This window comes from Corynebacterium sp. CCM 9204 (assembly GCF_041357695.1).
Taxonomy (GTDB): Bacteria; Actinomycetota; Actinomycetes; order Mycobacteriales; family Mycobacteriaceae; genus Corynebacterium.
The window spans coordinates 32,430-56,636 of sequence record NZ_JAUERX010000007.1 but is presented as its reverse complement, the minus strand read 5'-3'; the positions used below and the strand labels follow the sequence as shown (position 1 = coordinate 56,636).

The window sequence follows — 24,207 nt, the reverse complement described above, 5'->3', positions numbered from 1 at the left end:
ACCTTCACGCTACGGGAACCCCGAGAGTGGTGTCCGTGACCGACTACACGATTGGACAGGCCGCAGCGGAACTGGGTGTGACCACTCGGACACTGCGACATTGGGACGAGATCGGGCTGCTCAGTCCGGGCTGGCGCACGGAGACCGGCGACTATCGCCTGTACACCGACGCCGACCTGGACCGCGGCTTCGACATCCTCATCTATCGACGGGCGGGTGTCCCACTCCGGGGCATCGCGACGCTGCTCGCAGAGCCCGGGGACAAGCGGGAACGGCTACTCGCCCAGCGGGAGCTCCTCGTCCAACGGATAGGTCACCTGCACCGGATGGTCCGGGCAGTGGATTCCATCCTGAAAGGGGATACCGTGACAATGCAGGACAAGAAGACGATATTCGGCGACGAATACCACGACTGGCAGGCGGAAGCTGAGGGGCGCTGGGGTGAGACCGAGGACTGGGCGCACGCCCGGGACGTGATGACGACGATGGCTGCCGACGATTTCCGCAGGGTGAAGGCAGAGACCGACGCCTTCGCGACGGCACTCGTCGCCGCCCGCGACAGCGGGGTCGCACCGGGTAGCGCCGAAGCGGATGCGCTCGTTGAGCGCCATGCCGCGATGGTTGCCGCATTCTATCCGTGTACCAGGGCGAAGCAGATCATTCTCGCCCGGATGTACGTGGCGGATGATCGTTATGCCGCGTACACCGGGGATGCCGCCGACTACTTGGTTGAGCTCGTCGAGACGAAGGCCCGCGCCGAGGGAATTGATCCGAGCACCGTCACCTGGGAGTGAGAAGCGTGCGCAGGCGTGCAGATCCCGGGAGCGGTGTGACATCGTGGAGCCGCGGTGACCGGGCCAGTATTCACAGGTACCTCACAGCCTGTGCACGGTGATTCCACACCGCCTGCGTGTGTAGTGGGTGGGAAGGCATGCCACGCGCGGAGAAATAGGTGGAGGGGAAGAATCGGTGAGAAGCTTGGAATCCATGCGGGATATCCCGGTCACGGTCCTCGTCGTCGACGACGAGCCCAGCATTGTGGAGCTACTGGCGGTGAGCCTGAAGTTCCAGGGATTCACGGTACTTACCGCAGGCTCCGGTCAGGAGGCGCTGCGGATAGCCCGAGCGAACACGCCGGACGCCTTCATCCTTGACGTCATGATGCCTGGAATGGACGGCTTCGAGCTCCTGGGAAAACTACGTGCAGAGGGCTTCGACGGCCCGGTTCTGTACCTGACCGCGAAGGATGCCGTTGAACACCGGATCCACGGACTGACCATCGGGGCAGACGACTATGTCACCAAGCCCTTTTCCCTGGAGGAAGTGATCACGAGGCTGTGCGTGATCCTGCGACGGGGACGACTCCTCGACGACGGGGACTCGGATGCAACTCTCCGGTACGCTGACCTCACCCTCAACGATGACACCCATGAGGTGACGAAGGCGGGGAGGATCATTGATCTGTCACCGACCGAATTCAACCTTCTGCGCTACCTGATGCTCAACGCGGAGGTAGTCCTCAGCAAGGCCAAGATTCTCGACAACGTGTGGCACTACGACTTCGGTGGTGACGGAAATGTCGTTGAATCCTACATCTCCTATCTGCGGCGGAAAATCGATACTGAAGCACCGCGCCTCATCCACACCATCCGCGGTGTCGGATACGTTCTGCGTACCCCACGCTCATGATCCGGGAAGCTGTCAACGGCTGGAACGTGCGGTTACCACTGCGTACCAGCCTCATCCTGATCGTGCTCCTCATGACGGCGACTGGCTTGGGGCTGTCCGCTATCGTCGTGAGCGGGGTGATGCGTGACTACACTTACGCGCAGATCGACGACCAGTTGGAGGAAGCGCTCCGCACTTGGGCCGACAGTGACATCCCACGCTTAGAAGCAGATGGTCCTCGTTTGCCGAGCGCCTTCTATCTGGAGAAAATCTACCCGGACGGGACAACGCTGACTTTCAATGCAAGCTCATCGGTCCCGGATCTCACCGGAGTGGTGCCCGGTGAGTACCCCGTCACGGTGGAGACCGTTCCCGGTTCCGGAGAGGGCATCAGTTGGCGGGTGATGGCGGCGGCGAGCGGCGGAGTAACAACTGTTGTCGGTTACTCACTGGTGGTCGAGAAGGCGATGCTTCGTTCGTTGCTGTTCTTCCAGTTCATCGTCGGACTTCTCGTGCTGGCCACAGTCGGAGGCATTGCCCGGTGGATCGTCCGGAGGGCGCTGCACCCGCTCCGCGAGGTTGAGAAGACGGCGGTGGCCATCGCCGGTGGTGATCTGAACCGCAGGGTTCCTGAATGGCCCGGGACGACTGAAGTGGGGCAGCTCGCGGAATCCCTCAACATCATGCTCGCGCGGCTGCAACGGTCGGTCGATTCCGCTCGGACGAAAGAGGAACAGATGCGACGGTTCGTCGGTGACGCGTCACATGAGCTCAGAACGCCACTCACCGGTGTCCGAGGATTCGCGGAACTCTATCGTTCAGGTGCCACCCACGACATTGACATGGTGCTGGGGAGAATCGAACAGGAGGCGGGCAGGATGGGCGTCCTGGTTGAAGACCTCCTGGCTCTCACCCGTGCGGAGGAAGCCCCGATGGATCCTCAGCCCGTCGACATGCGTTCGGTGTGCCTCGATGTTGTGACCACTATGCGTGCGGCACATCCGAACCGGGAAATCCGTGTGGTGGACACCGCACCGGAGGCGGCTGTTGTCGCCGGGGATCCGCAACGCCTGCACCGTGTCATCGGAAATCTGGTGGGTAATGCACTGCTTCACGCGGGTGTCGATGCCACGGTCACTCTCGGTCTCGGAATAGACGGAAAGAAGCTGGTGATATCGATCGAGGATGACGGCTGTGGAATGACGGAGGAGGACACCCGGCACATTTTCGACCGTTTTTACCGGGCGGATACCTCCAGATCCCGGGCCTCCGGGGGATCTGGACTGGGGCTGGCCATCGTGAAATCCCTGGTGGAATCGCATGACGGCACAGTTGGAGTGAAGAGCGCGCCGGGTGAAGGCGCCGTGTTCACCGTCAGGCTCCCGCTGCATCATACCGAATGAGAGCATTCTGTATCATCTGCAATAATACAATAGGGGAAGTGTGCACGATCTGTCAGTGGGGGTTGCGGTGGCCGGTTACAGGTTCTCGACTCTGGGGGACGTCTCATGTCCGGTCGCGGAGAGATCCTGCTCGGCTTCCCCCGGTGCGGGGATCTCGTGCGGTTCGTCTGCACCATCAGCCAGTGCCTGCGAGACTTCCTCCGCGTGCTTTGTCAGCAGGGCGTGAGGGGTACCCGTAACCCACCGGACCTCACCTATCTGTGAGGAACTCGCATCGACGACACGGTCATTGTCCGAGATGATTGAGATGACCCGAACCCCTTCCGGGATCGGGGCCTCTATCTCCGCATCGCACATGAGCTGGACGAGGGACGGCCCCGTGACTGCGGTGACAAGCGCGCGGACCAGTGGATTCCATGCCACTGGTTGCCCCCGGAAACAGGCTCCGAGACCCACCAACGTCCGCACCCTGCCCGCAAACCCTGGCAGATGAGCGAGCCGTAGCCCCATGAGTCCCCCGAGTGAATGGCCGACTATGTCGAACCGCTGACCCGGTTCCAGCTCTCGCTCCAGGGCGGTTACGATGTCGAGGAGGCACAGCTCAAGTCGGTCTGTACCCCGGTGGCCGAATTCCACACCGATGACCCGGCGCCCGTCATCCTTCAGGCGTGCGGCTATGAGTGCGAAATTACCCGGTGAACTCACCGTACCGTGGAGCAACACCACCGGGGTGTCCCCGGCCACCGGTGGCAGCGGTTCGGGCAGGATGCCCCGGCGGGGGATAAGCAGGGCAAGGTTCACGGATTCTCCTCGTGTGGAGTAGACGGGCGCAGTGACTCGATGGTCTCTGCGACGAGAGTGCGCACAATTCTGCTCCGAGGCATTTCCGTGTGCAACACGACCGCCCGCGGGTGGAGCTCCTGTAGCCAGATGTTCTGTACGTCGGGTCCATCGAGGAAACAGGAATCGGCGGGAACCACAGTGGAGTCGGTTCTGGTGGCGATGCAGGTGTAACTGACACCGGGTTCCGTGTCCCCGTCGGCGTTGAGAGCGGTGAGAAAGTCGGATCCCACGAACTGCTGTCGACCTGCCGGGCCGAACACTGTCGTCGTCGCACGGTTGGTCAGTTCAGCCTGCAATTCGGTGTATACGAAAGGTTTGAGCAGACCCGCTTCCTGGATGCCGTGGTTCGGGCTGGCGAGGCACACGAGGTGCCGCACGTGGTGTGCGCCGCCCAGCATCCGCATCCACCACCGGGCGAGAACCCCGCCCTGGGAATGACCGACGATGATCACCTGATCCGCACCGGTCGCGTGGAGAACCTGATGGATGTAGGCACCGACCTGGTCTGCCGAGTCCTCGATGCGATTGGTTGCCCGGTTTCCGTAGTCCGGGATGAACACCGCCCATCCCAGTTCGCGGAGCTGTGCTGCCAGATCCTCGAAATCACCGCTGGTGACCGTGGTGCCGTGGATGAGAATGACAGGCCAGGGCCGTTCCTGGGTGGTGCGTGCCCGCCAGTCGTCCTCGACCCAGCCTCGGACCCGTAATCGGGCTCCGACCGGAACCGAGACATCCAGCTCCGGGATCATTCGCGGCAGACGGGCGGAGATATCCCTCAAGCGGGACGGCCGGTCTCATCGGTGCCCAGTGCGGCGCGCAGCTTGGCGGCAGCCTCGTCCATCTTCTCCGGATCTGTCTGATCCGCCGGGATCACCCGCCTGAAGTCGTAGTCGGACATGTCCGATGTGGGAAAGACGTGGATGTGGGTGTGTGGGACCTCGAAACCGGCGATGATGTAGCCAGCCCGGGGGACGTTGAAGCTCTCGACGATCGCGGCGCCCACCATCTGAGCGACCTCGTTCAGATGCGCCCAGCTCCGCTGGTCCAAATTCGTCCAGAGGTCAACCTCATCGACTGGAACCACCAGTACATGGCCATATACCAGCGGCTCAATGGTGAGGAATGCCGCTGCTTTGTCATCCCGCCAGACGAATCGTCCCGGCAGTTCACCGTTGATGATCTTCGTGAATACGCTGCTCATACCTGTACAGGGTAGCGGTCCGGGGGCATCTCCGCTGCCCCCTCGCACCCGTATTTCTGTATGGTGCCCGGACAGAGCGGCAGTAGGGTGGGAGACATGCGAATCCTCGTCATCGGATCCGGCGCCCGCGAGCATGCACTGCTGCGTGGCCTGGCACAAGACCCTACTGAACCAGAACTTCACGTCGCCCCGGGTAACACCGGAATGGAACACCTGGCGACCCGGCACACGGAGCTCGACGGTGTGCCGTTGAAGATCGATGACCCAGCACAGATCACTGCTCTGGCGCGCAGTATCGACGCCGGTCTCGTGGTCATCGGCCCGGAGATTCCGCTCGTTGCGGGTGTCGCCGATGCCCTCCGAGAGGCGGGTATCGACGTGTTCGGTCCCGGGCGGGAGGCCGCGCGGATAGAAGGGTCCAAGGCCTTCGCCAAAGACGTGATGGCGGCCGCAGGTGTCGCCACCGCACACGCCGAGGCGTTGGAACCCGGTGTCTCCGACGAAGAGATCAACGCCGCCATCGATCGCTTCGGCCCCGTCTGGGTGGTCAAGGACGATGGACTCGCGGGCGGCAAGGGTGTCGTCGTGACCCCTGACCGCGACGAGGCTCTTGCACATGTCCGTGCCGTGCACGAAGTCGGAAACCCGGTTCTCCTCGAGAGTTTCCTCGACGGCCCGGAAGTTTCCCTGTTCTGCCTCGTCGACGGAACCACTGTCGTTCCACTCCTGCCGGCACAGGACCATAAGCGGGTCGGAGACAATGATGAGGGGCCGAATACCGGTGGTATGGGTGCGTATGCGCCGTTGCCGTGGTTACCTGACGGTGCCGTGGAACAGATCGTCCGGGACGTCGTGAAGCCTGTGGCCGAGGAAATGGACCGCCGTGGCTGTCCCTACTCGGGACTGTTGTATGCGGGACTCGCCTGGGGTCATGAGGGACCCGCCGTCGTCGAGTTCAACTGCCGGTTCGGGGATCCAGAGACCCAGGCCGTCCTCGCGCTTCTGGAAACCCCACTCGCGGGGCTCCTCAACGCTGTTGCCACCGGGACGCTCGCAGAACAACCACCGCTGCAGTGGCGGGATGGTTACGCGCTCACCGTGGTTCTCGCGGCACAGGGCTATCCAGCCTCCCCCCGTTCCGGGGACGTCATCACCGGAGCCGATGATGACGCCGTTCTCCACGCCGGAACCGCGCGTAACGCGGATGGTGAGCTCGTCTCCGCAGGTGGCCGAGTGCTCTCCATTGTGGGCACCGGGCCGGACCTCGCTTCCGCGAGGACGGATGCCTACCGAGTTCTCCGAGGAATCAGCATGGCCGGTGGGCACTACCGTTCGGACATTGCAGCCCCGGCTGTTGAGGGACGGATCCGGGTCTGACGCCAACCGGCACCGGTGGGGGCTAGAGTTCTACGGCGTGAGCAGAACTCTCCCTGGGCGCGGTCCGGGGTCCCCGCACAGTCCCCTCAGTCCGGCCCGGCTCGTGGCCGGGGCATTCGCCATCCTGATAACCTCCGGAACCCTTCTTCTCCTGCTCCCGTTCTCGCGAGCGGGCGACGGAGGGGCTGATGTTGTCACAGCCCTGTTCACCGCCACCTCTGCGGTGTGTCTCACAGGGTTGATCGTCGTCGACACCGCGACCTACTGGTCTCACTTCGGGCAGGCGGTGATAGTCCTGCTCATCCAACTCGGTGGACTCGGGATCATGACCCTGGCTACATTCACCTCGTGGGCGGTGGCCGGGAGGATCGGTCTACAGTCCCGGCTCAACGCCGCCGCGGAGGGGCGCGGGATACACCTGGGTGACGTCCGTACCCTCCTCGTCGCCACGATCAGTTTCACCGTCATGGCGGAGCTGATCGTCGGTATTCTGCTTACCTTTCGTTTTCACTCCTACGGTTTTAACTGGGCCGCGAGTGTCTGGGAGGGTGGTTTCCATGCGGTCTCCGCCTTCAACAACGCTGGTTTCGGTCTGCGGAGCGACAATCTCGTGCCCTATGCCCGGGACACCGGGATCGTGCTTCCCGTAGCGGGTGCGATCATCGTTGGTGGACTGGGGTATCCAGTGTTGCTTGAGACGGCGCTCCGGATCCGTCGTCGGACCCAGGGGGTTCGTACCCTGCCGCAGATGTCCCTGACCGCCCGATTCACGCTGACGGGTACGGCTCTGCTCATCCTGTCAGGATGGGTTGGATACGCGGCTCTTGAGTGGCGTGGGGTCTTGGCCGAGTTCAACGTCAGTGACAAGCTGCTCAATTCGTTCTTCCAGTCAGTCACCACCCGGACCGCGGGATTCAACACGGTTGATATCGGAGCGCTGCATCCGTCGAGTCTTCTGCTGACCGATGTCCTGATGTTCATCGGCGGAGGTTCTGGTGGTACTGCCGGTGGAGTGAAGGTGACGACGGCTGCGGTGCTGGTGGCTGTGGTCGTCGCCGAAATCCGTGGTTCGGAGCATGTCTCCGCCTACAGCAGGCGGATCCCGCAGCGGACGATCCGACAGGCGCTGACCGTCATCGTTCTGGCCGGGGTCTCAGTTGCGGGGGTGATCGGTGCGATGATGCTCCTTGCACCTGAGATAACCACGAACAGAATCGTGTTTGAGGTGGTCAGTGCCTTCGCTACAGTCGGCCTGTCGACGGGTATCACCCCGGACCTGCCGCCAGCCGGGCAACTGCTTCTTGTTCCACTCATGTACGCCGGCCGCATCGGACCGATCACCCTCGTCGCTGCGCTGGCGACCCGGAACCGAACCGGTATCCTCTATTCGCATCCCGTTGAAAGGCCCTACATTGGTTAGTTTCCTGCGCCGCCGCTCCCTGCCGCCCGTTGTCATTCTCGGTCTGGGGCGTTTCGGTATGGCACTAGGGGAGGAACTCGTCGCGTCCGGGGTGGAGGTCCTCGGTGTCGACGATAGGGAGGATGTTGTGTCCGGAGCGGCAGGTGTACTCACCCACGCGACGATCGCGAACACCACCAACATCGAGGCTCTGCGGCAATTGTCGGTGCACGAGTGTCAACGTGTCGTTGTCGGAATCGGTTCGGACATGGCGGCATCCCTGCTCACGGCATCCGCTGTTATTGAACTCGGTGTACCCAACGTGTGGGCCAAGGCTGACGGTGATGCCCATGCGAAGATCCTCACCCAGATAGGTGTTCATCACGTCATTCGCCCCGAGCGGGACACCGGGCGGCGGATTGCCCACCTGATGACCGGGAACGTTGAGGAGTACGCCGAATTCGACCGGGATTTCGCGGTCGTCAAACTGGCGCCGCCGATGTCGATGTTGGGGAAGAAGGTCGGGGACGTACCACCGGGTGTTCACATCGTTGCGGTTCGGCATCCCGGGACACGTTTTGCGGTGGCACGCCCCGATGTCATGATCCGCTCCGGTGATCTCGTCATCGCGGCCGGGGATCCGGATGTCCTTGAGGCATTCGTCGCCGCGGGCTGACCCCACCCGAAGTGGTTGTTTCCGACTGGCACTCGTTCTCTCGTGCGATAATGACCGGGTGCCTGCCAAGAAGAAGATCGCCAACGTCCTGTCCACTCGCTACGCGTCCACGGAACTGACCAATCTGTGGAGTCCGGAAGCCAAGATCATCATGGAGCGCCAGCTCTGGATCGCGGTCATGAAGGCCCAGAAGGATCTCGGGGTGGACATCCCAGGTGACGCCATTGCCGCGTACGAACGGGTGATCAACCAGGTCGACCTGGAATCGATCGCAGCTCGGGAGCGTGTCACCCGGCATGACGTGAAGGCCCGTATCGAGGAATTCAACGCTCTCGCTGGGCACGAACAGATCCACAAGGGGATGACCAGTCGGGATCTCACCGAGAACGTGGAGCAACTGCAAATTCACCGTTCGCTTGAAATTGTCCGGGACAAGGCGGTAGCCGTCATCGCGCGTATGGGTGAGCGCGCTTCCGAATACCAGTCGGTTGTCATGGCAGGCCGGTCGCACAATGTCGCCGCCCAGGCCACTACGTTGGGCAAACGCTTCGCTTCCGCCGCGGACGAGATGTTGGTGGCCGTGGAACGGACTGAGGGACTGCTGGCGCGTTATCCGCTCCGGGGGATCAAGGGGCCGATGGGAACTGCCCAGGACATGTTGGACCTCGTGGGCGGCAATGAGACCAAGCTCGCGTCGCTGGAGACCCGAATCGCCGATCACCTCGGATTCTCCCGGATATTCGACTCAGTCGGACAGATCTATCCGCGTTCCCTCGATTTTGATGTCGTCTCTGCACTGGTGCAGTTGGGCGCGGGTCCGTCATCACTGGCCCACACGATCCGGCTGATGGCTGGGAATGAGACCGTCACGGAGGGATTCAAGGAAGGACAGGTCGGTTCATCGGCGATGCCGCACAAGATGAACGCCCGTTCCTGTGAGCGCGTCGGTGGTCTGCAGATCGTCCTCCGTGGTTACCTGACCATGATTGCTGATCTCTCCGGGCAGCAGTGGAACGAGGGAGACGTGTTCTGCTCCGTAGTCCGGCGCGTCGCACTGCCTGATGCCTTTTTTGCCCTTGACGGGCAGTTCGAAACATTCCTCACGGTGCTCGATGAGTTCGGGGCATTCCCCGCGATGATCGACCGTGAGTTGGAGCGCTACCTCCCGTTCCTGGCGACCACCCGGATCCTCATGGCGGCGGTTCGTGCCGGGGTAGGGCGGGAGACGGCGCACGAGGTGATTAAACACAACGCGGTCGCTTGCGCTCTGAACATGCGGGAGAACGGTGGGGAACAGGATCTGGTGGACCGGCTTGCCGCGGATACCCGGTTGCCGCTCGACCGACAGCAGCTTGTCGACGCCTTGGCGGATCGGCATGTCTTCATTGGTGCAGCGGAGAGCCAGGTTTCTCGGGTGTTGACCCGCATCCAGGACCTGGTTAACCGGCACCCGGTGGCTGCGACCTACCGGCCAGGCGAGATTCTCTGATCCGGTAACCACAGCGGATACGGGGAACTCACATCTGGTTGACAGGTACCTGCGAGCGCTTTCGTGGTGGAACCGGATAGATTCGTCGGCATGAATGAACTTCCCGCCATTTCCCTCACAGGGTCCCTGGCCGTGGCTGTGACCGTATCCGTCCTCGCCGTGGTTGGGCTGTTTGCCGCTGTTGGAGCCCGAAAACCTGAGCTTCGGCGCCGGACTCTCATCGCGGTGGGTGCGGCGCTGGCTATTACCCTTCTGGTGTGGTTGGTTCTCGAATACCTCTGGCGGCCGTTCCCTGACTCGCTACCCGTCCGGATCTATCTGGCTGGGGTGGTTGCTTTCTTCGTCATCGCGGCCCTCATACTGCAGAAGGGGCGTCGTCGGATCTTGGTGATTCCGGCGGTGCTCGGTGTGGTGGCCACTCTCGCAGTGGTTAATCAGGTATACAAGAGCTACCCGACCCTCCGCTCCCTGGATCCATCCCCGATTGCTGTGGATATGAGTTATGCGGAGTTCCAGAGGCAGACTGAGGTACCGACGATCAACGGTCACAACGCCGCAGCCCTTGTCACACTTCCCCTCGATGCGACGGAATCGAAGTTCACGCACCGTGACGCCATCGCCTGGGTACCACCTGCGTACTTCTCGGACCCCGACCTGGAGCTACCTGTCATCATTCTTCTGGCCGGTAACCCAGGCTCGCCTGACCAGTGGTTCAATGCGGGGGGCGCAGCGGAGACCCTCGTGGATTATCAGGCGCGGCATAACGGTGTCACTCCTATCGTGATCAGCGTCGATGGTACTGGGAGTTTCGGAGCCAATCCATTGTGCATCAACAGTGACCGTGGCCAAGTCCAGACTTGGCTCGCCGTAGATGTACCGGCTGGTGTCAAGGATCGCCTGCGGGTTGATCCGGACCAGTCCCACTGGTCCATCGGGGGACTCAGTTACGGTGGCACATGCTCGCTTCAAGTTCTCGTGAACCACCCAGACTCTTACGGAACGTTCCTCAATTATTCCGGTCAGGCCGAGCTCGGCACCGGTGATCACAAGGAGACCGTCGACGAGTATTTCGGCGGCAGTGAGCAGTCCTTTATCCAGGCGAATCCGGCTGATCAGCTCGCTAAAGCCATCGAGGAGGGATCTACGCGTTACTCCGGGATCGCCGGAAGGTTTGTGGCCGGTGACGATGATGATGAGGCGATCGAGGATCTGAAGTTCATGCAGCGGGTAACCAGTGATGCCGGGATGGACACGGAGTTCTTCACCGTTCAGGGTAGCCACGACTACAAGACATGGCGGAATGCTTTCCGCGAGACCCTCGACTTTGCGGCTGAGCGGGGCGGCCTGCACTGATGTCCGGTGTAGAGAGAGGGACGGATCGGGGGAGTACCGTGCGTGCCATGGGGAAGGGGATGGTGCATACCGTGTCGATGATCGCCCGGTGGTTGGCGGGCCTGCTGCGGGGCGCTCCAGTGACCGTGTCGGCGCTCATCCTGAACTGGCTGTTGTTCGCGGTCTGGCGGGGCGATGGTGATGCCCTGGAATCCGCACTCGGGGCGGCTGCCCCGCAGCTCCACCCCTGGGCTGTGCTTACCGCAGGCCTGACCGGGCCGACACTGTCTGCGGTGATCCTCGCATCCCTCGTCCTACTTTCCCTCGGGCTCCTCGCGGAGCGGCAGCTCGGTAGTCACCGTTACGCCATCGCAGCCGTGGTGATCCAGGCATTCTCCGTGATAGCGGGGCTTACTGCGGCCCAGGCTGTCGTCGGTACGGGTAGCCACTGGGGTGAGCTCCTGTCCGGACAGTATTCGTTGTCGCCTGTGTCCTGGGTGTTCGGCACTGCGGCCTTCGCCTCGGCGTCCATGACCGCGTTGTGGCGGCGTCGGGTACGGGCGGTGGTCCTCGCCTTCGCTCTGACGCTGTTCCTCTACTCGGGGATCGTCACTGATTTCGTGCGGCTTGCCGCGGTTCTGATCGGCCTATTCATCGGTCAGTGGCTCGTGGAACGTTCCCTCCGTTTCGGGGCGGTCTCGTTCCGGGAGGCCCGCACACTGCTCGCCATCGCGATGATCTCCGTCGCGGTCGGTCCTCTCGTGGCGGGGTTAAACCCGGATTCTGCAGGCCCGCTATCCGGGATTGCAGTCCTGACGTTTGATTCCGGATTCGGGCTCCGGGACGCCTTGGAGATCTGCGATATGGACCCCAGTTCACTGGCCTGTGCCGATGCCAGCAATGAGCTGCGGCAGACCGGAATCGGCCCGTTCCTTCTGAACCAGCTTCCGATCATTCTCATGGCTGTCATCGCGCTCGGGATCGCCCGCGGGCGTCGACTCGCGTTCATGGCGGCCGTGGTAACGCAGGTGGTAACCATCGGAGTACTTGCGCTAGAAATGCTGGCGCGCATCGGTGATCTCGGTGGTGGCATCTATGCCTGGTCCAGTCTTGCGGGTGTCGTGGTGCCGTGGGTGGTGGTTCTCCTCCTGCTCATCAAATACCGGCGTTTCGTCGGTGTGCGGGTGCACCGGGGAGCGGTGGTGGCCCTGTTCCGGCGGATTCTGCTGCTCCTTGTGGGCACGGGAGTGGTCTGGATACTCGGGGCATTGGCCTTCCGCGACGATTTCCTTCCCCGGGCGGAGCCGGTGTCCGTGCTGAGATCGTGGTTACTGCACTACATACCTCCGGTACTCGGGGACAACATCGATCATGATCTAGTCCCGGTCGGTGAGCTGAGCTGGGCGCTCTCGGTATGGATCGGCGTGATTTTCTGGGCGGGGGTCGTACTTGCTCTGTTTGTCGCGGTGACGTCCACCGGGGATCCGGGAGACACCCGGAATCGCCTCCGCGCGGCGGAGATGCTCGATTCGGGTACCGGGGACCACCTCTCAGCGATGACGCTCTGGCCAGGTAACCGGTACTTCCTGACGGACGGTGGATATGTCGCGTACCGGGTGTACGCGGATGTGGCGGTGACCGTCGGCGAACCGGTTACGACCGGGGGCACTGATCCGCAGGAACTGGCGCGACGGTTCGAGGAATTCGTCGCTGCCCGTGGACGTAGGGTCGCATGGTATTCGGTTCGCTCAGACTTTGCCGTCGGTCGGAGTAGCGCCGATTTCCACGCGGTGCAGGTCGCGATGGAAGCCATCTGCGATACGACGACCGTCGAGTTCCGCGGAAAGAAGTTCCAGGATGTCCGGACCGCGAGGAATCGTGCGGTGAAGGAGGGTATCCGGGCGGAATGGACTTCGTGGAAGGAGCTCGGTCCGGTGATCCGGGAGCAGATCATCGAGCTGAGCGAGGAGTGGGTGGCGGACAAGGCGTTGCCCGAGATGGGTTTCACTCTCGGTGGGGTCAATGAGATCGCTGCACCGGACGTGGCGTTGATGCTCGCACTCGACGCGGATGACAGGGTTCATGGGGTTACCAGTTGGTTGCCGGTACGTCGTGATGGTGTGGTCATCGGACGGATGCTGGATTTTATGCGCCGGGACACGGAGGGGTTTCGGCCGGTCGTGGAGTTTCTCATCGCCGAAACGATGTTGCGCGCGCAGTCCGACGGGTTGGAGTGGGTTTCTCTGTCGGGCGCACCGCTTGCGCACACGGGAGGAGCGGAGGCCGGCGGTGTCGCGGCTGTCCTCGACCGAGTTGGTGCATTTCTGGAACCGCTCTACGGGTTCAAGTCGTTGGCGGCGTTCAAATCGAAGTTCCACCCACGGCATGAGTCCTGGTATCTCTGTTACCGAGATGAGCTCGCTTTGCCTTCGATCGGGGTGGCCATCGGTCGGTGCTACGTGCCACAGATGGAGGTCAGCCAGGCGGTTCACGTGGCGCGGGTGTGGGCGCAGGGCTAGACTATGTCATCATGCGCCCTGAACTCTCCCAGTACAACCATCTCTCAGCCGGAAAGGTCCGCGAGATCTACGAGATCGACGAGGACACGCTTTTGATGGTCGTATCTGATCGCATCTCCGCGTACGACCACATTCTGGATACCGAGATCCCCGACAAGGGCCGCATTCTTACGGCCATGAGCGTCTGGTTTTTCGACGCCATTGATTTCCCGAATCATCTCGCGGGCCCCATCGACGATGAGCGTATCCCCGAGGAGGTTCTCGGGCGTGCCCTGGTGTGCAAGAAGCTGGAGATGATCCCCTTCGAGTGCGTGGCACGTGGTTACCTTACGGGTTCCGCGCTGGCCGAGTACCAGGAGACCGGTGCGGTGTGCGGAATCGAGCTCCCGGAGGGGCTCCGGGAATCCTCCCGTCTCCCACAGCCGATCTTCACTCCCGCCACCAAAGCGGAGTTCGGGGACCACGACGAGAACGTCACCTTCGAGGATGTCGCCGAGCGTCTCGGCGAAGCCCGCGCGACGGAGCTTCGTGACGCGACACTGGCCATCTACACTCGCGCGGCGGAGCTTGCGCTCGAACATGATCTGATTCTGGCTGACACGAAGTTCGAGTTCGGCGTTGACGAGAACGGGCATCTCGTTCTCGCCGACGAGGTACTCACTCCGGATTCCTCCCGGTACTGGCCGGCGGATGTCTACGAGGAGGGAAAGGTTCAGCCGAGTTTCGACAAACAGTTTGTGCGCAACTGGCTCACCGGGCCGAAATCGGGGTGGGACAAGTCCTCGAATACGCAGCCTCCGCCGCTTCCCGGTGGTGTCGTCGAGGCCACCCGTGAGCGCTACATCGAGGCGTATGAGCGGGTGTCCGGTCAGAAGTTCGGCAATTGGATCGGCTGCTGCGTCTGACTGACGTCCGTTTTCACAGATAACCCTTCCGTGGGCACTGCTCGTGAGTGGGGATTTTGCAATTCTGGGGTTCTGGGTGGAGCCGGAAGGTCGAAGATGGGGCAGGAACGACGCGTAACCTGAGCCGCATTCGCGGATCAGACAAAGGCTATCCCGCCTTCTCGTTAGCTGGGCTGGTATCGATCATTTCGTCAAGCGTCTCCGTGGATGTAAAACGCCCGCACACCGGCGGCACGGCACGCAACTTCCGGCAACAAGGATCCGCCAGTGAATATCATCAACGAGTGTTGACGCCTATGGTATCCAAGGCGATAGTGGCGATAATAGGCGATAATAAGGGTGGTTTTGGCGAAGCCACGAATGAGCCGTCGAGTCTCATCCTCCAGACCTGCGGCACCATTCTTGAACACCGTGTTAAGTGGCTCAATCGTGTTGCCATGGCAATAAGTATTTACCTAGGAAGGATTGTGTATCGCGGGAAGGGCTTTGCTGAGCAAACTTAGGGCTTGCCGAGACCCGGATACGCAATTTCTTCTGCCTGATGATCGACAAAACCCTTGACGAGGAATACGCGCAGGGTGCTTTTTGTGGACATTGGTGGATACGGGATACCGGGTACTTGAAAGGAATTCGTAATCGTTGTGCGCTGACGAACGGTAAGTGGCGAAGCGGTTCAGGGTGAACTCTTTCTCACGGAATACGAAGAGCTGTCGCACATCGGAAATGAACTCAAGCTCTTCCAACGAGGTCGTGTGCTTGTCGTAGTGGTTGAAATGGCGTTTTCCACGCCTTCATGCGTACCCGGGAAATACCAAGCGTGTCACCACTATCGGTACCCTTGTGCGAGTCTGGCTATCTTGTGCAGTCTTTGACCGATCAGATACATCCGTAGCTAGCGTCTTGGCCTTGGTTCTCGGCGGGTTGGGCACGTTCGCGCGTGGAGTACCCCTTTGGCACAGGGCCATCTTCCATGGTGCATGTCAAAGTATCCATGGCCTGTTTACCGAGGGGCTGACGCGGGGATAGGTGGCATTCGAGATGACTGGACCGAGGGGCTGGCCGGAAGGGCGTGAGCATGCCGGGGTCCCATCCCGGCCAGGTCCGTGACGATGTGATGCGCGTGGCCTGGTGCGCGGTCAGCAACCGTGACCCCGGGTGTCACGGTGGAGCAGGCTGCCCATGATGTCGGGGTCCGCCCGGGCACTGTGACCAGGTGGCTGCTCCAGGACCGCATGGACACCGGTGAGCAGGAGGGAACTATAAAATTGAGTCGGTGGCCTTGGGTAAGTCCTGGCGGGGTTTTCATGTCCCTCCATCAATGGCCGAGTGCTGTGCTGGAGCGTAAAGGACGACGCCCGCCCGTGTGATCGGGGCGGGCGTCGTCCTCTGGTGTCGGAGCCGGGGAGTCTACCTCAGCCGGCGGGGGTGGGCAGTGGGCTGTTGAGATCGAATACGGCGACCCCCAGCGTCATCACGATGATGGTGATGAGGAACAGTGCGATGACGTTGAGCCAGATTCCGGCTTTCAGCATGTTGTTCATGGTGACGTATCCGGAACCGTAGGCGATGGCGTTCGGTGGTGTCGCTACCGGGAGCATGAACGCGGAGGTGGCAGCCAGGGCAACCGGAATGGCCAGGTACATCTGGTTCATGCCGAGGCCGATGGCGACTCCGCCGACGACGGGGAGGAAGGTCGCGGCCGTCGCGGTGTTGGAGGTGAACTCGGTGAGGACGAGAACGACTGCACCGAGGACGATGACGAGGAGAACGATGGGCAGGTTCTCCAGGGCGCCGACGCGTTCACCGATCCACAGGGACAGTTCCGTGGCGGAGAACTGGGTGGACAGGGCGAGTCCGCCACCGAACAGCAGGAGCACACCCCAGGGAAGTTCGAGGGCGGTGTGCCAGTCGAGCAGCGGAGTGCCCTTCTTCAGGTCCGCCGGAATGATGAACAGAATGATGCCGACGATCATCGCGATGACGGCGGAGCTGAAGTTTGACGCGAAGGTCGTGCCCTTGAAGACGAGGGGAACGGCGATCCAGGCGACGGCCGCGAAGACGAAGACGATGCCGACGAGACGTTCACCGGAGGACATCGGGCCCATTGCCTTGAGTTCCTTGTGCATAACCTCGCGTCCACCCGGAATGTGGTCGATCTCCGGTTTGAACACGACCTTGACGAGCAGGAGCCAACAGGCGAGGAGCAGAACCACCGCGAGCGGTACACCGACGAGCATCCATTCACCGAAGCTGATGGGACGCCCTTGTTCGGACATGTAGCCGGCGAGCAGCGTGTTCGGCGGGGTGCCGATGATCGTGCCGAGGGAACCGATGGATGCTGCGTAGGCGATGCCGAGCATGAGTGCGATACCGAAGTTCGTCTTTGGCGGCTCTGCGGGGCCGCCTTCGGAATCGTCGAGTGCGTCGGGGTCTTCGCCGAGTTCACGCTTCTTGTCGGCATCCAGGCTGTCGTTGATCAGGGTCAGGACGGAGACACCGATCGGGAGCATCATCACTGCTGTCGCCGTGTTGGAGACCCACATCGACAGGAATCCCGTGGCGAGCATGAAGCCGAGGATGATCGTTGATGAAGAGGTACCCATCGCTCGAACGATGTGGAGTGAGATTCTCCGGTGCAGGTTCCACCGTTGCATGGCGAGTGCGAGCATGAAGCCCCCCATGAACAGGAAGATGACGTCCTGGGTGTAGGCGCCGGAGAAATCCTTGATCTTGGCGACGTTGAAGGCAGGAAAAAGAACGAGCGGCAGGAGTGCGGTGATGGGGATCGGGATGGCTTCGGTCATCCACCAGATGCCCATGAGCGTCGCGATCGCTGCGGTCGCCCGCATCTCGTGCGTGGTGGTGTCATTCGGCATGATCCAGTAGATCAGGGCCGCAATGAGCACACCACCGATGAGTCCGGCCCGCTGCCGGATGAGTTCGTTGCGTTCGACGGCTTCCGCCTGCTGCCCCGGAGATTCGTTCGGTGCACCGGGGCCGATGTCGTGGTGTTCGAACGGGTCGACGTCACCGTGGGATTTCGCTGAGAGGTAAGGATGCGACACGATTGATTCGTGCTCGCCGATGTTGTCGATCGGTTTGGGCATGAGGCCTCTTTCAACTGTGTGTGTCACAGGGGGTGCCTGCGAGGGGGTGGTTGGCGGGACTCCGGGGGCGTCTACCCGGATCGTGCTTTTTACCGCTGACCCGCAGGCACTCCGTCTGCGTTCGGTACGAGACGGTGCTCGATCTAAATGTAGCGGGCGGACGTGTTCATTAGTTAACAATTGATGTGGCAGTATGGTTCAGCTCTCCCGCGAGCGGCAAAAACAGTGGTCAGCTCGGACTCGACCCGGAAAATGGGGGGTGATTAAGGGGTGGCTTCATGTGTACGGTCAATGGCTCGAACTGACGGATGCAGTGAGGGATGTCTTCCCCTGCCGAACTGTTCCGCGGTGCCTGTTTCAGGAACGCGGGGTCGGCGGTGCGCGGGTAGCATCAACGAAATGGACAATGCAGATTCCGGAGCAACACGACCGAACACCGTGCGACCACCGCTCGCAGCCCGTCATCCTGTCGTCCGTGAATATCACGGACACCGGCTCGTCGACGACTATGAGTGGCTGAGGGACAAGGAATCCCGGGAGACCCTCGATCACCTGCACGCGGAGAACGCCTACACCGATGCGATGACGGGTGACCTGGATGTCCTGCGGAAGAACGTCTTCACTGAGATCAAGTCCCGGGTGAAGGAGACGGACATGTCCGTTCCCACCCGTGCCGGTGAGTGGTGGTACTTCGGGCGGACCGTCGAGGGGTCGAGCTACGGTATCTCCTGCCGGGTGCCCGCGGACCCTGGGGCCGACGCTTGGGTGCCGCCGGTCATCCCCGAGGACGGGACGCTCGAGGGAGAGACAGTCATTCTCGATTGCAACGAACTTGCCGAGGGGCACGAGTTCTTCGCCCTCGGGGCGTCGAGTGTGACGCGATCGGGTCGCTACCTCGCCTACTCGGTGGACACCGCGGGTGATGAGCGCTTCACCCTCCGGATCAAGGATCTGGAGACGGGGGAACTTCTCGACGACAGACTGGACGGCATCTCCTACGGCGCGACCTGGGTGGGGGAGGATTATATCTTCTACCAGCGGGTCGACGACGCCTGGCGGCCGGACTCGGTCTGGCGGCACAAGGTGGGGACCCCGGCGGAGGACGACGTCCGCGTGTTCCACGAGCCGGACGAGCGGTTCTGGACCGGCGTCGGAACTTCCCGGAGTGAGAAATACGTTTTCATCGGCACCGGCTCCAAGACCACGAGCGAGACCTGGGTGCTGGACATGGACGACCCGACCGGTGAGTTCCGTTGTCTGCTCCCGCGCAAGGAGGGCATTGAATACGACGTCGATCACGCCGTGGTCGGTGGAGAGGACAGGTGGTTGATCACGCACAACGCCGATGGACCTAACTTCGCCGTCGGGGAGTGCGCCGTCGGTGAGTTCACCGATCTGCGCTCCCTCCGGCAACTGATCCCGCATCGCGATGATGTCCGGATCGAGGGGGTGGACACCTACCGTGATTTCATTGTTCTGGCTTATCGAGCCGGGGCTATAGGCAGGGTCGCCGTGATGCGTCTTGACGGGAAGGAGGGCTACGGTACTTTCGATGAGATTCGTTTCGATGAGGAATTGAGCAGTGTCGGTGCGGGCGGGCAACCGGAGTGGGATGCACCGGTCATCCGGCTCAGTTACACCTCCTTCGTCACTCCGGCGCAGTTGTACAACTACACCGTGTCTACCGGTGAGCGGGTGCTGCTGAAGGAACAGGAGGTGTGCGGCGGTTACAACCCGGAGGACTACATGGCGACCCGACTGTGGGTCACCGCCCGTGACGGTGCCCGTATCCCCGTCTCTCTCCTGCACCGAGCCGACCTGGATCTGACCGAGCCGAACCCGACGCTGATCTACGGGTACGGATCCTATGAATCGTCCATGGACCCAGGCTTCTCGGTGTCCTGGCTGTCGATGCTGGACCGGGGGATGATCACCGCCTTCGCCCACATCCGGGGCGGTGGGGAGATGGGAAGGCTCTGGTACGACAACGGGAAGACGATGTCGAAGAAGAACACGTTCACCGATTTCCTCGATGTCGCGGATGATCTTCTCGCTCGGCGGGTGACCACCCGGGAACAACTCGTTGCCCTCGGCGGTTCGGCGGGTGGCCTACTGATGGGTGCTATCGCGAATATGGGTGGGGACAGGTTCCGTGCCATCGAGGCGATCGTTCCTTTTGTCGACCCACTTACCAGCATGCTGATGCCCGAGCTGCCACTCACCGTCACGGAATGGGACGAATGGGGCGATCCGCTGCACGACAAGGCAGCTTACGAGTACATGGCCTCCTATGCCCCATACGAGAACATTGAGGCCAAGGCATATCCGAACATCCTCGCGGTCACGTCGCTGAATGACACCCGGGTGCTCTACGTGGAACCGGCGAAGTGGATCGCGAAGCTCCGTGCCACGGCGACGTCCGGGCAGTTCCTGCTCCGCACCGAGATGTCCGCCGGGCACGGTGGAGTGTCCGGCCGTTACGAGCGCTGGAAGCAAACTGCGTTCGAGTATGCCTGGCTGATCAACCAGGCGACAGGCCGTACGGAGTAGTGGTCTGGGGCGAACGCGGATCGCCGGGCTCCGTGTGAGAGAGCGCTACACTTGCAGTATGAGCGCCATCTATGACATTCCCGTGACCACTCTCGATGGTCGAGAAACCACCATGGCGGATTGGGCGGGACATGTCCTGCTCATCGTCAACACCGCGAGCGGCTGTGGTTTCACGAATCAGTACGGGGGACTGCAACATCTGTTCGATGAGTACCAGGCGCGGGGATTCTTCGTCATCGGGGTTCCCTGCAACCAGTTCAAGGGTCAGGAACCCGGTTCGGCGGAGGAGATTGCGGAATTCTGCAGCACCTCCTTCGGTGTCAGTTTCCCGATGCTCGCGAAATCGGACGTCAACGGTGACGCGGAACATCCGCTGTACACACTGCTCAAGCAGACCCCGGATGCTGACGGTGTCGCCGGTGACGTGCAGTGGAATTTCGAAAAGTTCCTTGTCGACGACGCGGGCGGGGTGGTTGGCCGATTCCGGCCCGGCACTGATCCGGAGGATGATGCGGTGATCGATCTGATCGAGCGGCATCTGCCGCTGTAGGCGATACCGCGGTTGTTCACCCCCGGTGATCACCCGCTTTGCCCGACACCCGGGTGAGGGGTCGATGAACGGTTCTTTAACGCGGGGTTCCGGTCGGGGAAAGTCTGCACCTCATCCGCCCCGTGGGCTGGCGTGACTTGCTTTGGCCCATGTCAAACGTTGCTACGCTTTTGCTGTTGCGCAGGGGTGCCGCCGCAAACCGGGATCAGTTCTCCCCCTACCGGTGTGTCATGCCCAGGTCTGCGCCGGTCGCTGATGACAAGGGGATGGGTTCATGCCGCAGCAGGACAACCGCCAATTCGGATCGGACGGTGGGTTAACCCGCCGTGCGTTTCTCCGCAGCACCGCTTTTACCGGGGTCACGCTCGCGGGTGCAAACCTGCTCCCGTGGGAAGAGATCGCTGCCGCGGGTGAACCCGGAGCCGCCGGTGTAACAGCTTTCCTGCACTCCGTTGCCTCTGGCGATCCGCTCCCGGATGCCGTCATCATCTGGACCCGCGTCACTCCGATACCTGAGGCAGCCCCGGGTTCAGGTCTCGGTGACCCCACCATCGTGCAGTGGGAGGTGTCCCTCGACCCCGGGTTCGGTCGAATCGTGCGCAGCGGACGAGAGCACACGAGCGCGGTCTTCGATCACACCGTCAAGGTCGACGTCAGAGGACTGACACCGGCCACGACCTACTTCTACCGCTTCAGCGTCGTCGACGGTCCCTCCGCAGGCGCAGTTTCCCGGACCGGGCGCACCCGCACCGCTCCGGGAGCCTACACCCGCCCCGGCTCCGTCCGCTTCGGGGTGACGAGTTGTGCGAACTACGAGGCCGGTCATTTCCTCGGTTACCGTGACATGGCGGCCAGGGAAGACATCGAATTCGTCCTGCACCTGGGCGATTACACCTACGAATACGAGACCGGCGGCTACGCCGGAGCATACGGGACCGTCGCCCGTCGAGTGCAGCCACCACACCGGACGACCACCCTCACCGATTACCGTATCCGGCAGGGTTGCTACCACAGCGATCCGCACCTCGCTGATCTGCACGCTGCGAAGCCGATGGTCTGCATCTGGGATGACCACGAATTCGCGGACAATACCTGGCGGGAAGGGGCAACGGGCGACAACGAATGGTCGGGGCCTGACTTCTCCGAACTCAAATCCGCAGCCACCCGGGCATACTTCGAGTGGATGCCTGTGCGTACCCAGGGGGCCAGGGACGACCGGCACCTCTACCGAACCCTGCGGTGGGGCACCCTCATGGAGCTGATCATCCCCGACCTGCGCAGCTACCGTGATGTGCAGGTCGAGCAGTCTCTCGCGAACGTGACCGACCCGGATTTCCTTCGTGCTGTGGGCCGCGACGGACTTTCCATGCTCGGCCAGACCCAGTTCGACTGGCTGACAGGTGCCGTCACCACATCGACCGCCCAGTGGCAGTTGATCGGCAATGAAGTGATGTTCGCACCCCTGACCATCCCGGACACCCTCGACCCCTTCATCCATGACTGGCTGGTCAAGCAACTCGGAATCCCGCCAGACGGGCTTGCGGTGAACACCGACCAGTGGGATGGCTACATGGCTGAACGTCAACGCCTCATCGACGCGATCGTCGCTGCAGGGCGTACTGATGTGGTGTTCCTCACCGGCGATATCCACACCTCCTGGGCGGCCGACATTCCCCGCGACGCCTTCACCTACCGACGTCTCCGGGGCGGAGACGTCGCCGCCACGGAGTTCGTCGCCCCGTCGATCACCGGAGCATCGGTGTTCGACACAATCACGAAGAACCGGGAACTGGAAGTGGTCACAGGCCCGGCGATGGAAGCGGCGCAGCAGGCTCTCCGGGATCTTGATCCCTGGTACAAGTGGATCGATCTGCGCTACCACGGCTACCTCTGCATCGACGTCACCCCCGACCGCGTTCAAGCGGACTGGCACCACACTGCCACGGTCCTCGACTCGAGCGCCCCCTCCTACTGGGCCCAGAGCTATGCCACCGCAGCCGGACACCCCGGCGTGTACCGGGTGGATGCGCCCGTCGATGCGGGCCATTCGGCTTTCGGGTGACGGGTGGCGGGGATTGCCCGGCGGCGGAGGGGCGCACGGTGTATCTGATGCCGATGAAACACCCCCTCACAGATGTGTGAACGCCCCGGCAGCCGGTAGTCTTGGTGCCGTTATCCCCGGTCCACGGCGCGTGGGCCGGAATCCCCCTGACACCAGTGAAATTGGGAGCTGACACACCGTGGCCCGTGTAGTTGTGAATGTGATGCCGAAGGCAGAGATCCTCGATCCCCAGGGACAGGCCGTACACCGTGCCCTGGGACGAATCGGAATCGACGGCGTCGCGGACGTCCGTCAGGGTAAGCGCTTTGAGCTTGACGTGGATGACACCGTCACCGACGAACAGCTCAATCATCTCGCGGAAACCCTGCTGGCGAACACCGTCATCGAGACGTTCAGCATCGTCCGCGGGGAGGCGTGAGCCCAGTGACCGCAAAAATCGGTGTCATCACCTTCCCCGGCACTCTCGATGACGTGGACGCCGCGCGTGCGGCCCGCATCGCCGGTGCCGAGGTCCACGAACTCTGGCACGCCGACGAGGACCTGAAGGGTGTCGATGCGGTTGTCGTCCCCGGCGGGTTCTCCTACGGTGACTATCTGCGCAGCGGTGCGATCTCGGCGCTCGCCCCCGTCATGCGTGCTGTGGTCGATGCCGCGCGCCAGGGCATGCCGGTGCTCGGGATCTGCAATGGTTTCCAGATCCTCACCGAGGCACATCTCCTCCCCGGAGCGCTGACCCGCAACGAGGGTCTGCACTTCCACTGCGTGGACACCTACCTGGAGGTCGTCAACGCGGACACCGCCTGGACCAATACCCTGGCCCAGGGGCAGAAGATCCTCATCCCCGCGAAGCACGGTGAGGGCCGCTTCCAGGCCGACGCCGAGACCGTGAAGATGTTGGAGAATGAGGGCCGCGTGGTGTTCCGCTACACCGACAACTTCAACGGTTCGGTCAACGCCATCGCCGGTGTCAGCAGCGCCAACGGCCGTGTCGTCGGCCTGATGCCGCACCCGGAGCACGCCGTCGAGAAGCTCACCGGACCATCCACCGACGGCCTGGAACTGTTCCTGTCCGCCATCAGCCACATCGGTGCCTGACCGCGCCACCACGAGAAGGACACCGGAGAAA

The 24,207-nt window shown here is 62.2% G+C and carries 19 protein-coding genes; 15 read left to right on the top strand and 4 right to left on the bottom strand.

The window, feature by feature from the left end; translation table 11 throughout:
- Positions 1 to 35: 35 nt before the first annotated feature.
- From QWU43_RS11360 to QWU43_RS11350, 3 genes are all read left to right on the top strand, one after another.
- On the top strand, positions 36 to 794 hold the full coding sequence (locus tag QWU43_RS11360) for a MerR family transcriptional regulator (protein WP_370917887.1): 759 nt from the start codon (positions 36 to 38) through the stop codon (positions 792 to 794).
- Positions 795 to 987: 193 nt separating this feature from the next.
- Positions 988 to 1,689 carry a response regulator transcription factor gene (locus QWU43_RS11355; RefSeq protein WP_370915764.1) on the top strand — a complete coding sequence of 234 codons (702 nt, stop codon included), beginning with the start codon at positions 988 to 990 and terminating at the stop codon, positions 1,687 to 1,689.
- The gene (locus tag QWU43_RS11350; protein WP_370915765.1) at positions 1,686 to 3,071 is read left to right on the top strand and encodes an ATP-binding protein; all 1,386 of its coding nucleotides are present in this window, start codon (positions 1,686 to 1,688) and stop codon (positions 3,069 to 3,071) included. The genes QWU43_RS11355 and QWU43_RS11350 overlap by 4 nt, the downstream gene beginning before the upstream one ends.
- Positions 3,072 to 3,146: 75 nt before the next feature.
- Here the strand turns inward: QWU43_RS11350 and QWU43_RS11345 are convergent, their stop codons facing one another.
- Genes QWU43_RS11345 through QWU43_RS11335 form a run of 3 tightly spaced genes read right to left on the bottom strand, consistent with a single transcriptional unit; the run spans position 3,147 to position 5,115 of the window.
- Positions 3,147 to 3,872 (bottom strand): esterase/lipase family protein, encoded by a 726-nt coding sequence (locus tag QWU43_RS11345; RefSeq protein WP_370915766.1) that lies wholly within the window; start codon positions 3,870 to 3,872, stop codon positions 3,147 to 3,149.
- Positions 3,869 to 4,693 (bottom strand): esterase/lipase family protein, encoded by an 825-nt coding sequence (locus QWU43_RS11340; protein WP_370915767.1) that lies wholly within the window; start codon positions 4,691 to 4,693, stop codon positions 3,869 to 3,871. Before QWU43_RS11340 ends, QWU43_RS11345 begins: the two co-directional genes overlap by 4 nt.
- Positions 4,690 to 5,115, bottom strand: a complete 426-nt coding sequence (locus QWU43_RS11335; protein WP_370915768.1) for an HIT family protein — start codon at positions 5,113 to 5,115, stop codon at positions 4,690 to 4,692. The genes QWU43_RS11340 and QWU43_RS11335 overlap by 4 nt, the downstream gene beginning before the upstream one ends.
- A 96-nt stretch (positions 5,116 to 5,211) precedes the next feature.
- On the opposite strand from QWU43_RS11335, the gene purD reads away from it, so the two are divergent.
- From purD to QWU43_RS11300, 7 genes are all read left to right on the top strand, one after another.
- Positions 5,212 to 6,492 carry a phosphoribosylamine--glycine ligase gene (purD, locus tag QWU43_RS11330; RefSeq protein ID WP_370915769.1) on the top strand — a complete coding sequence of 427 codons (1,281 nt, stop codon included), beginning with the start codon at positions 5,212 to 5,214 and terminating at the stop codon, positions 6,490 to 6,492.
- 37 nt (positions 6,493 to 6,529) lie between these two features.
- A complete protein-coding gene (locus QWU43_RS11325; RefSeq protein WP_370915770.1) occupies positions 6,530 to 7,912 on the top strand; it encodes a TrkH family potassium uptake protein in 1,383 nt (460 codons plus the stop codon).
- The gene (locus QWU43_RS11320; RefSeq protein ID WP_370917886.1) at positions 7,905 to 8,567 is read left to right on the top strand and encodes a TrkA family potassium uptake protein; all 663 of its coding nucleotides are present in this window, start codon (positions 7,905 to 7,907) and stop codon (positions 8,565 to 8,567) included. Before QWU43_RS11325 ends, QWU43_RS11320 begins: the two co-directional genes overlap by 8 nt.
- Positions 8,568 to 8,625: 58 nt before the next feature.
- A complete protein-coding gene (purB, locus tag QWU43_RS11315) occupies positions 8,626 to 10,056 on the top strand; it encodes an adenylosuccinate lyase (RefSeq protein ID WP_370915772.1) in 1,431 nt (476 codons plus the stop codon).
- A gap of 90 nt (positions 10,057 to 10,146) precedes the next feature.
- The gene (locus QWU43_RS11310; RefSeq protein ID WP_370915773.1) at positions 10,147 to 11,409 is read left to right on the top strand and encodes an alpha/beta hydrolase-fold protein; all 1,263 of its coding nucleotides are present in this window, start codon (positions 10,147 to 10,149) and stop codon (positions 11,407 to 11,409) included.
- A gap of 47 nt (positions 11,410 to 11,456) precedes the next feature.
- Entirely contained in the window at positions 11,457 to 13,907 is a 2,451-nt protein-coding gene (locus QWU43_RS11305; protein ID WP_370915774.1) for a bifunctional lysylphosphatidylglycerol flippase/synthetase MprF, read from the top strand.
- 11 nt (positions 13,908 to 13,918) lie between these two features.
- On the top strand, positions 13,919 to 14,812 hold the full coding sequence (locus QWU43_RS11300) for a phosphoribosylaminoimidazolesuccinocarboxamide synthase (RefSeq protein ID WP_370915775.1): 894 nt from the start codon (positions 13,919 to 13,921) through the stop codon (positions 14,810 to 14,812).
- Between the two features lie 1,412 nt (positions 14,813 to 16,224).
- Here QWU43_RS11300 and QWU43_RS11295 read toward each other — a convergent pair.
- Entirely contained in the window at positions 16,225 to 17,919 is a 1,695-nt protein-coding gene (locus QWU43_RS11295; RefSeq protein ID WP_370915776.1) for a DASS family sodium-coupled anion symporter, read from the bottom strand.
- A 399-nt stretch (positions 17,920 to 18,318) separates the two neighbouring features.
- Between QWU43_RS11295 and QWU43_RS11290 the strand changes: the two genes are divergently transcribed.
- The 5 genes from QWU43_RS11290 (at position 18,319) to purQ (ending at position 24,176) form a co-directional block, all read left to right on the top strand.
- Positions 18,319 to 20,469, top strand: coding sequence for a S9 family peptidase (locus tag QWU43_RS11290; protein ID WP_370917885.1), 2,151 nt, complete (start codon positions 18,319 to 18,321; stop codon positions 20,467 to 20,469).
- A 58-nt stretch (positions 20,470 to 20,527) separates the two neighbouring features.
- Positions 20,528 to 21,019 carry a glutathione peroxidase gene (locus QWU43_RS11285; protein WP_370915778.1) on the top strand — a complete coding sequence of 164 codons (492 nt, stop codon included), beginning with the start codon at positions 20,528 to 20,530 and terminating at the stop codon, positions 21,017 to 21,019.
- 274 nt (positions 21,020 to 21,293) lie between these two features.
- A complete protein-coding gene (locus QWU43_RS11280) occupies positions 21,294 to 23,081 on the top strand; it encodes an alkaline phosphatase (RefSeq protein ID WP_370915779.1) in 1,788 nt (595 codons plus the stop codon).
- Positions 23,082 to 23,259: 178 nt separating this feature from the next.
- Positions 23,260 to 23,499: a phosphoribosylformylglycinamidine synthase subunit PurS gene (gene purS, locus QWU43_RS11275; protein ID WP_370915780.1), complete on the top strand. Its 240-nt coding sequence runs from the start codon at positions 23,260 to 23,262 to the stop codon at positions 23,497 to 23,499.
- Between the two features lie 5 nt (positions 23,500 to 23,504).
- Positions 23,505 to 24,176 carry a phosphoribosylformylglycinamidine synthase subunit PurQ gene (purQ, locus tag QWU43_RS11270; RefSeq protein ID WP_370917884.1) on the top strand — a complete coding sequence of 224 codons (672 nt, stop codon included), beginning with the start codon at positions 23,505 to 23,507 and terminating at the stop codon, positions 24,174 to 24,176.
- Positions 24,177 to 24,207: the final 31 nt, after the last annotated feature.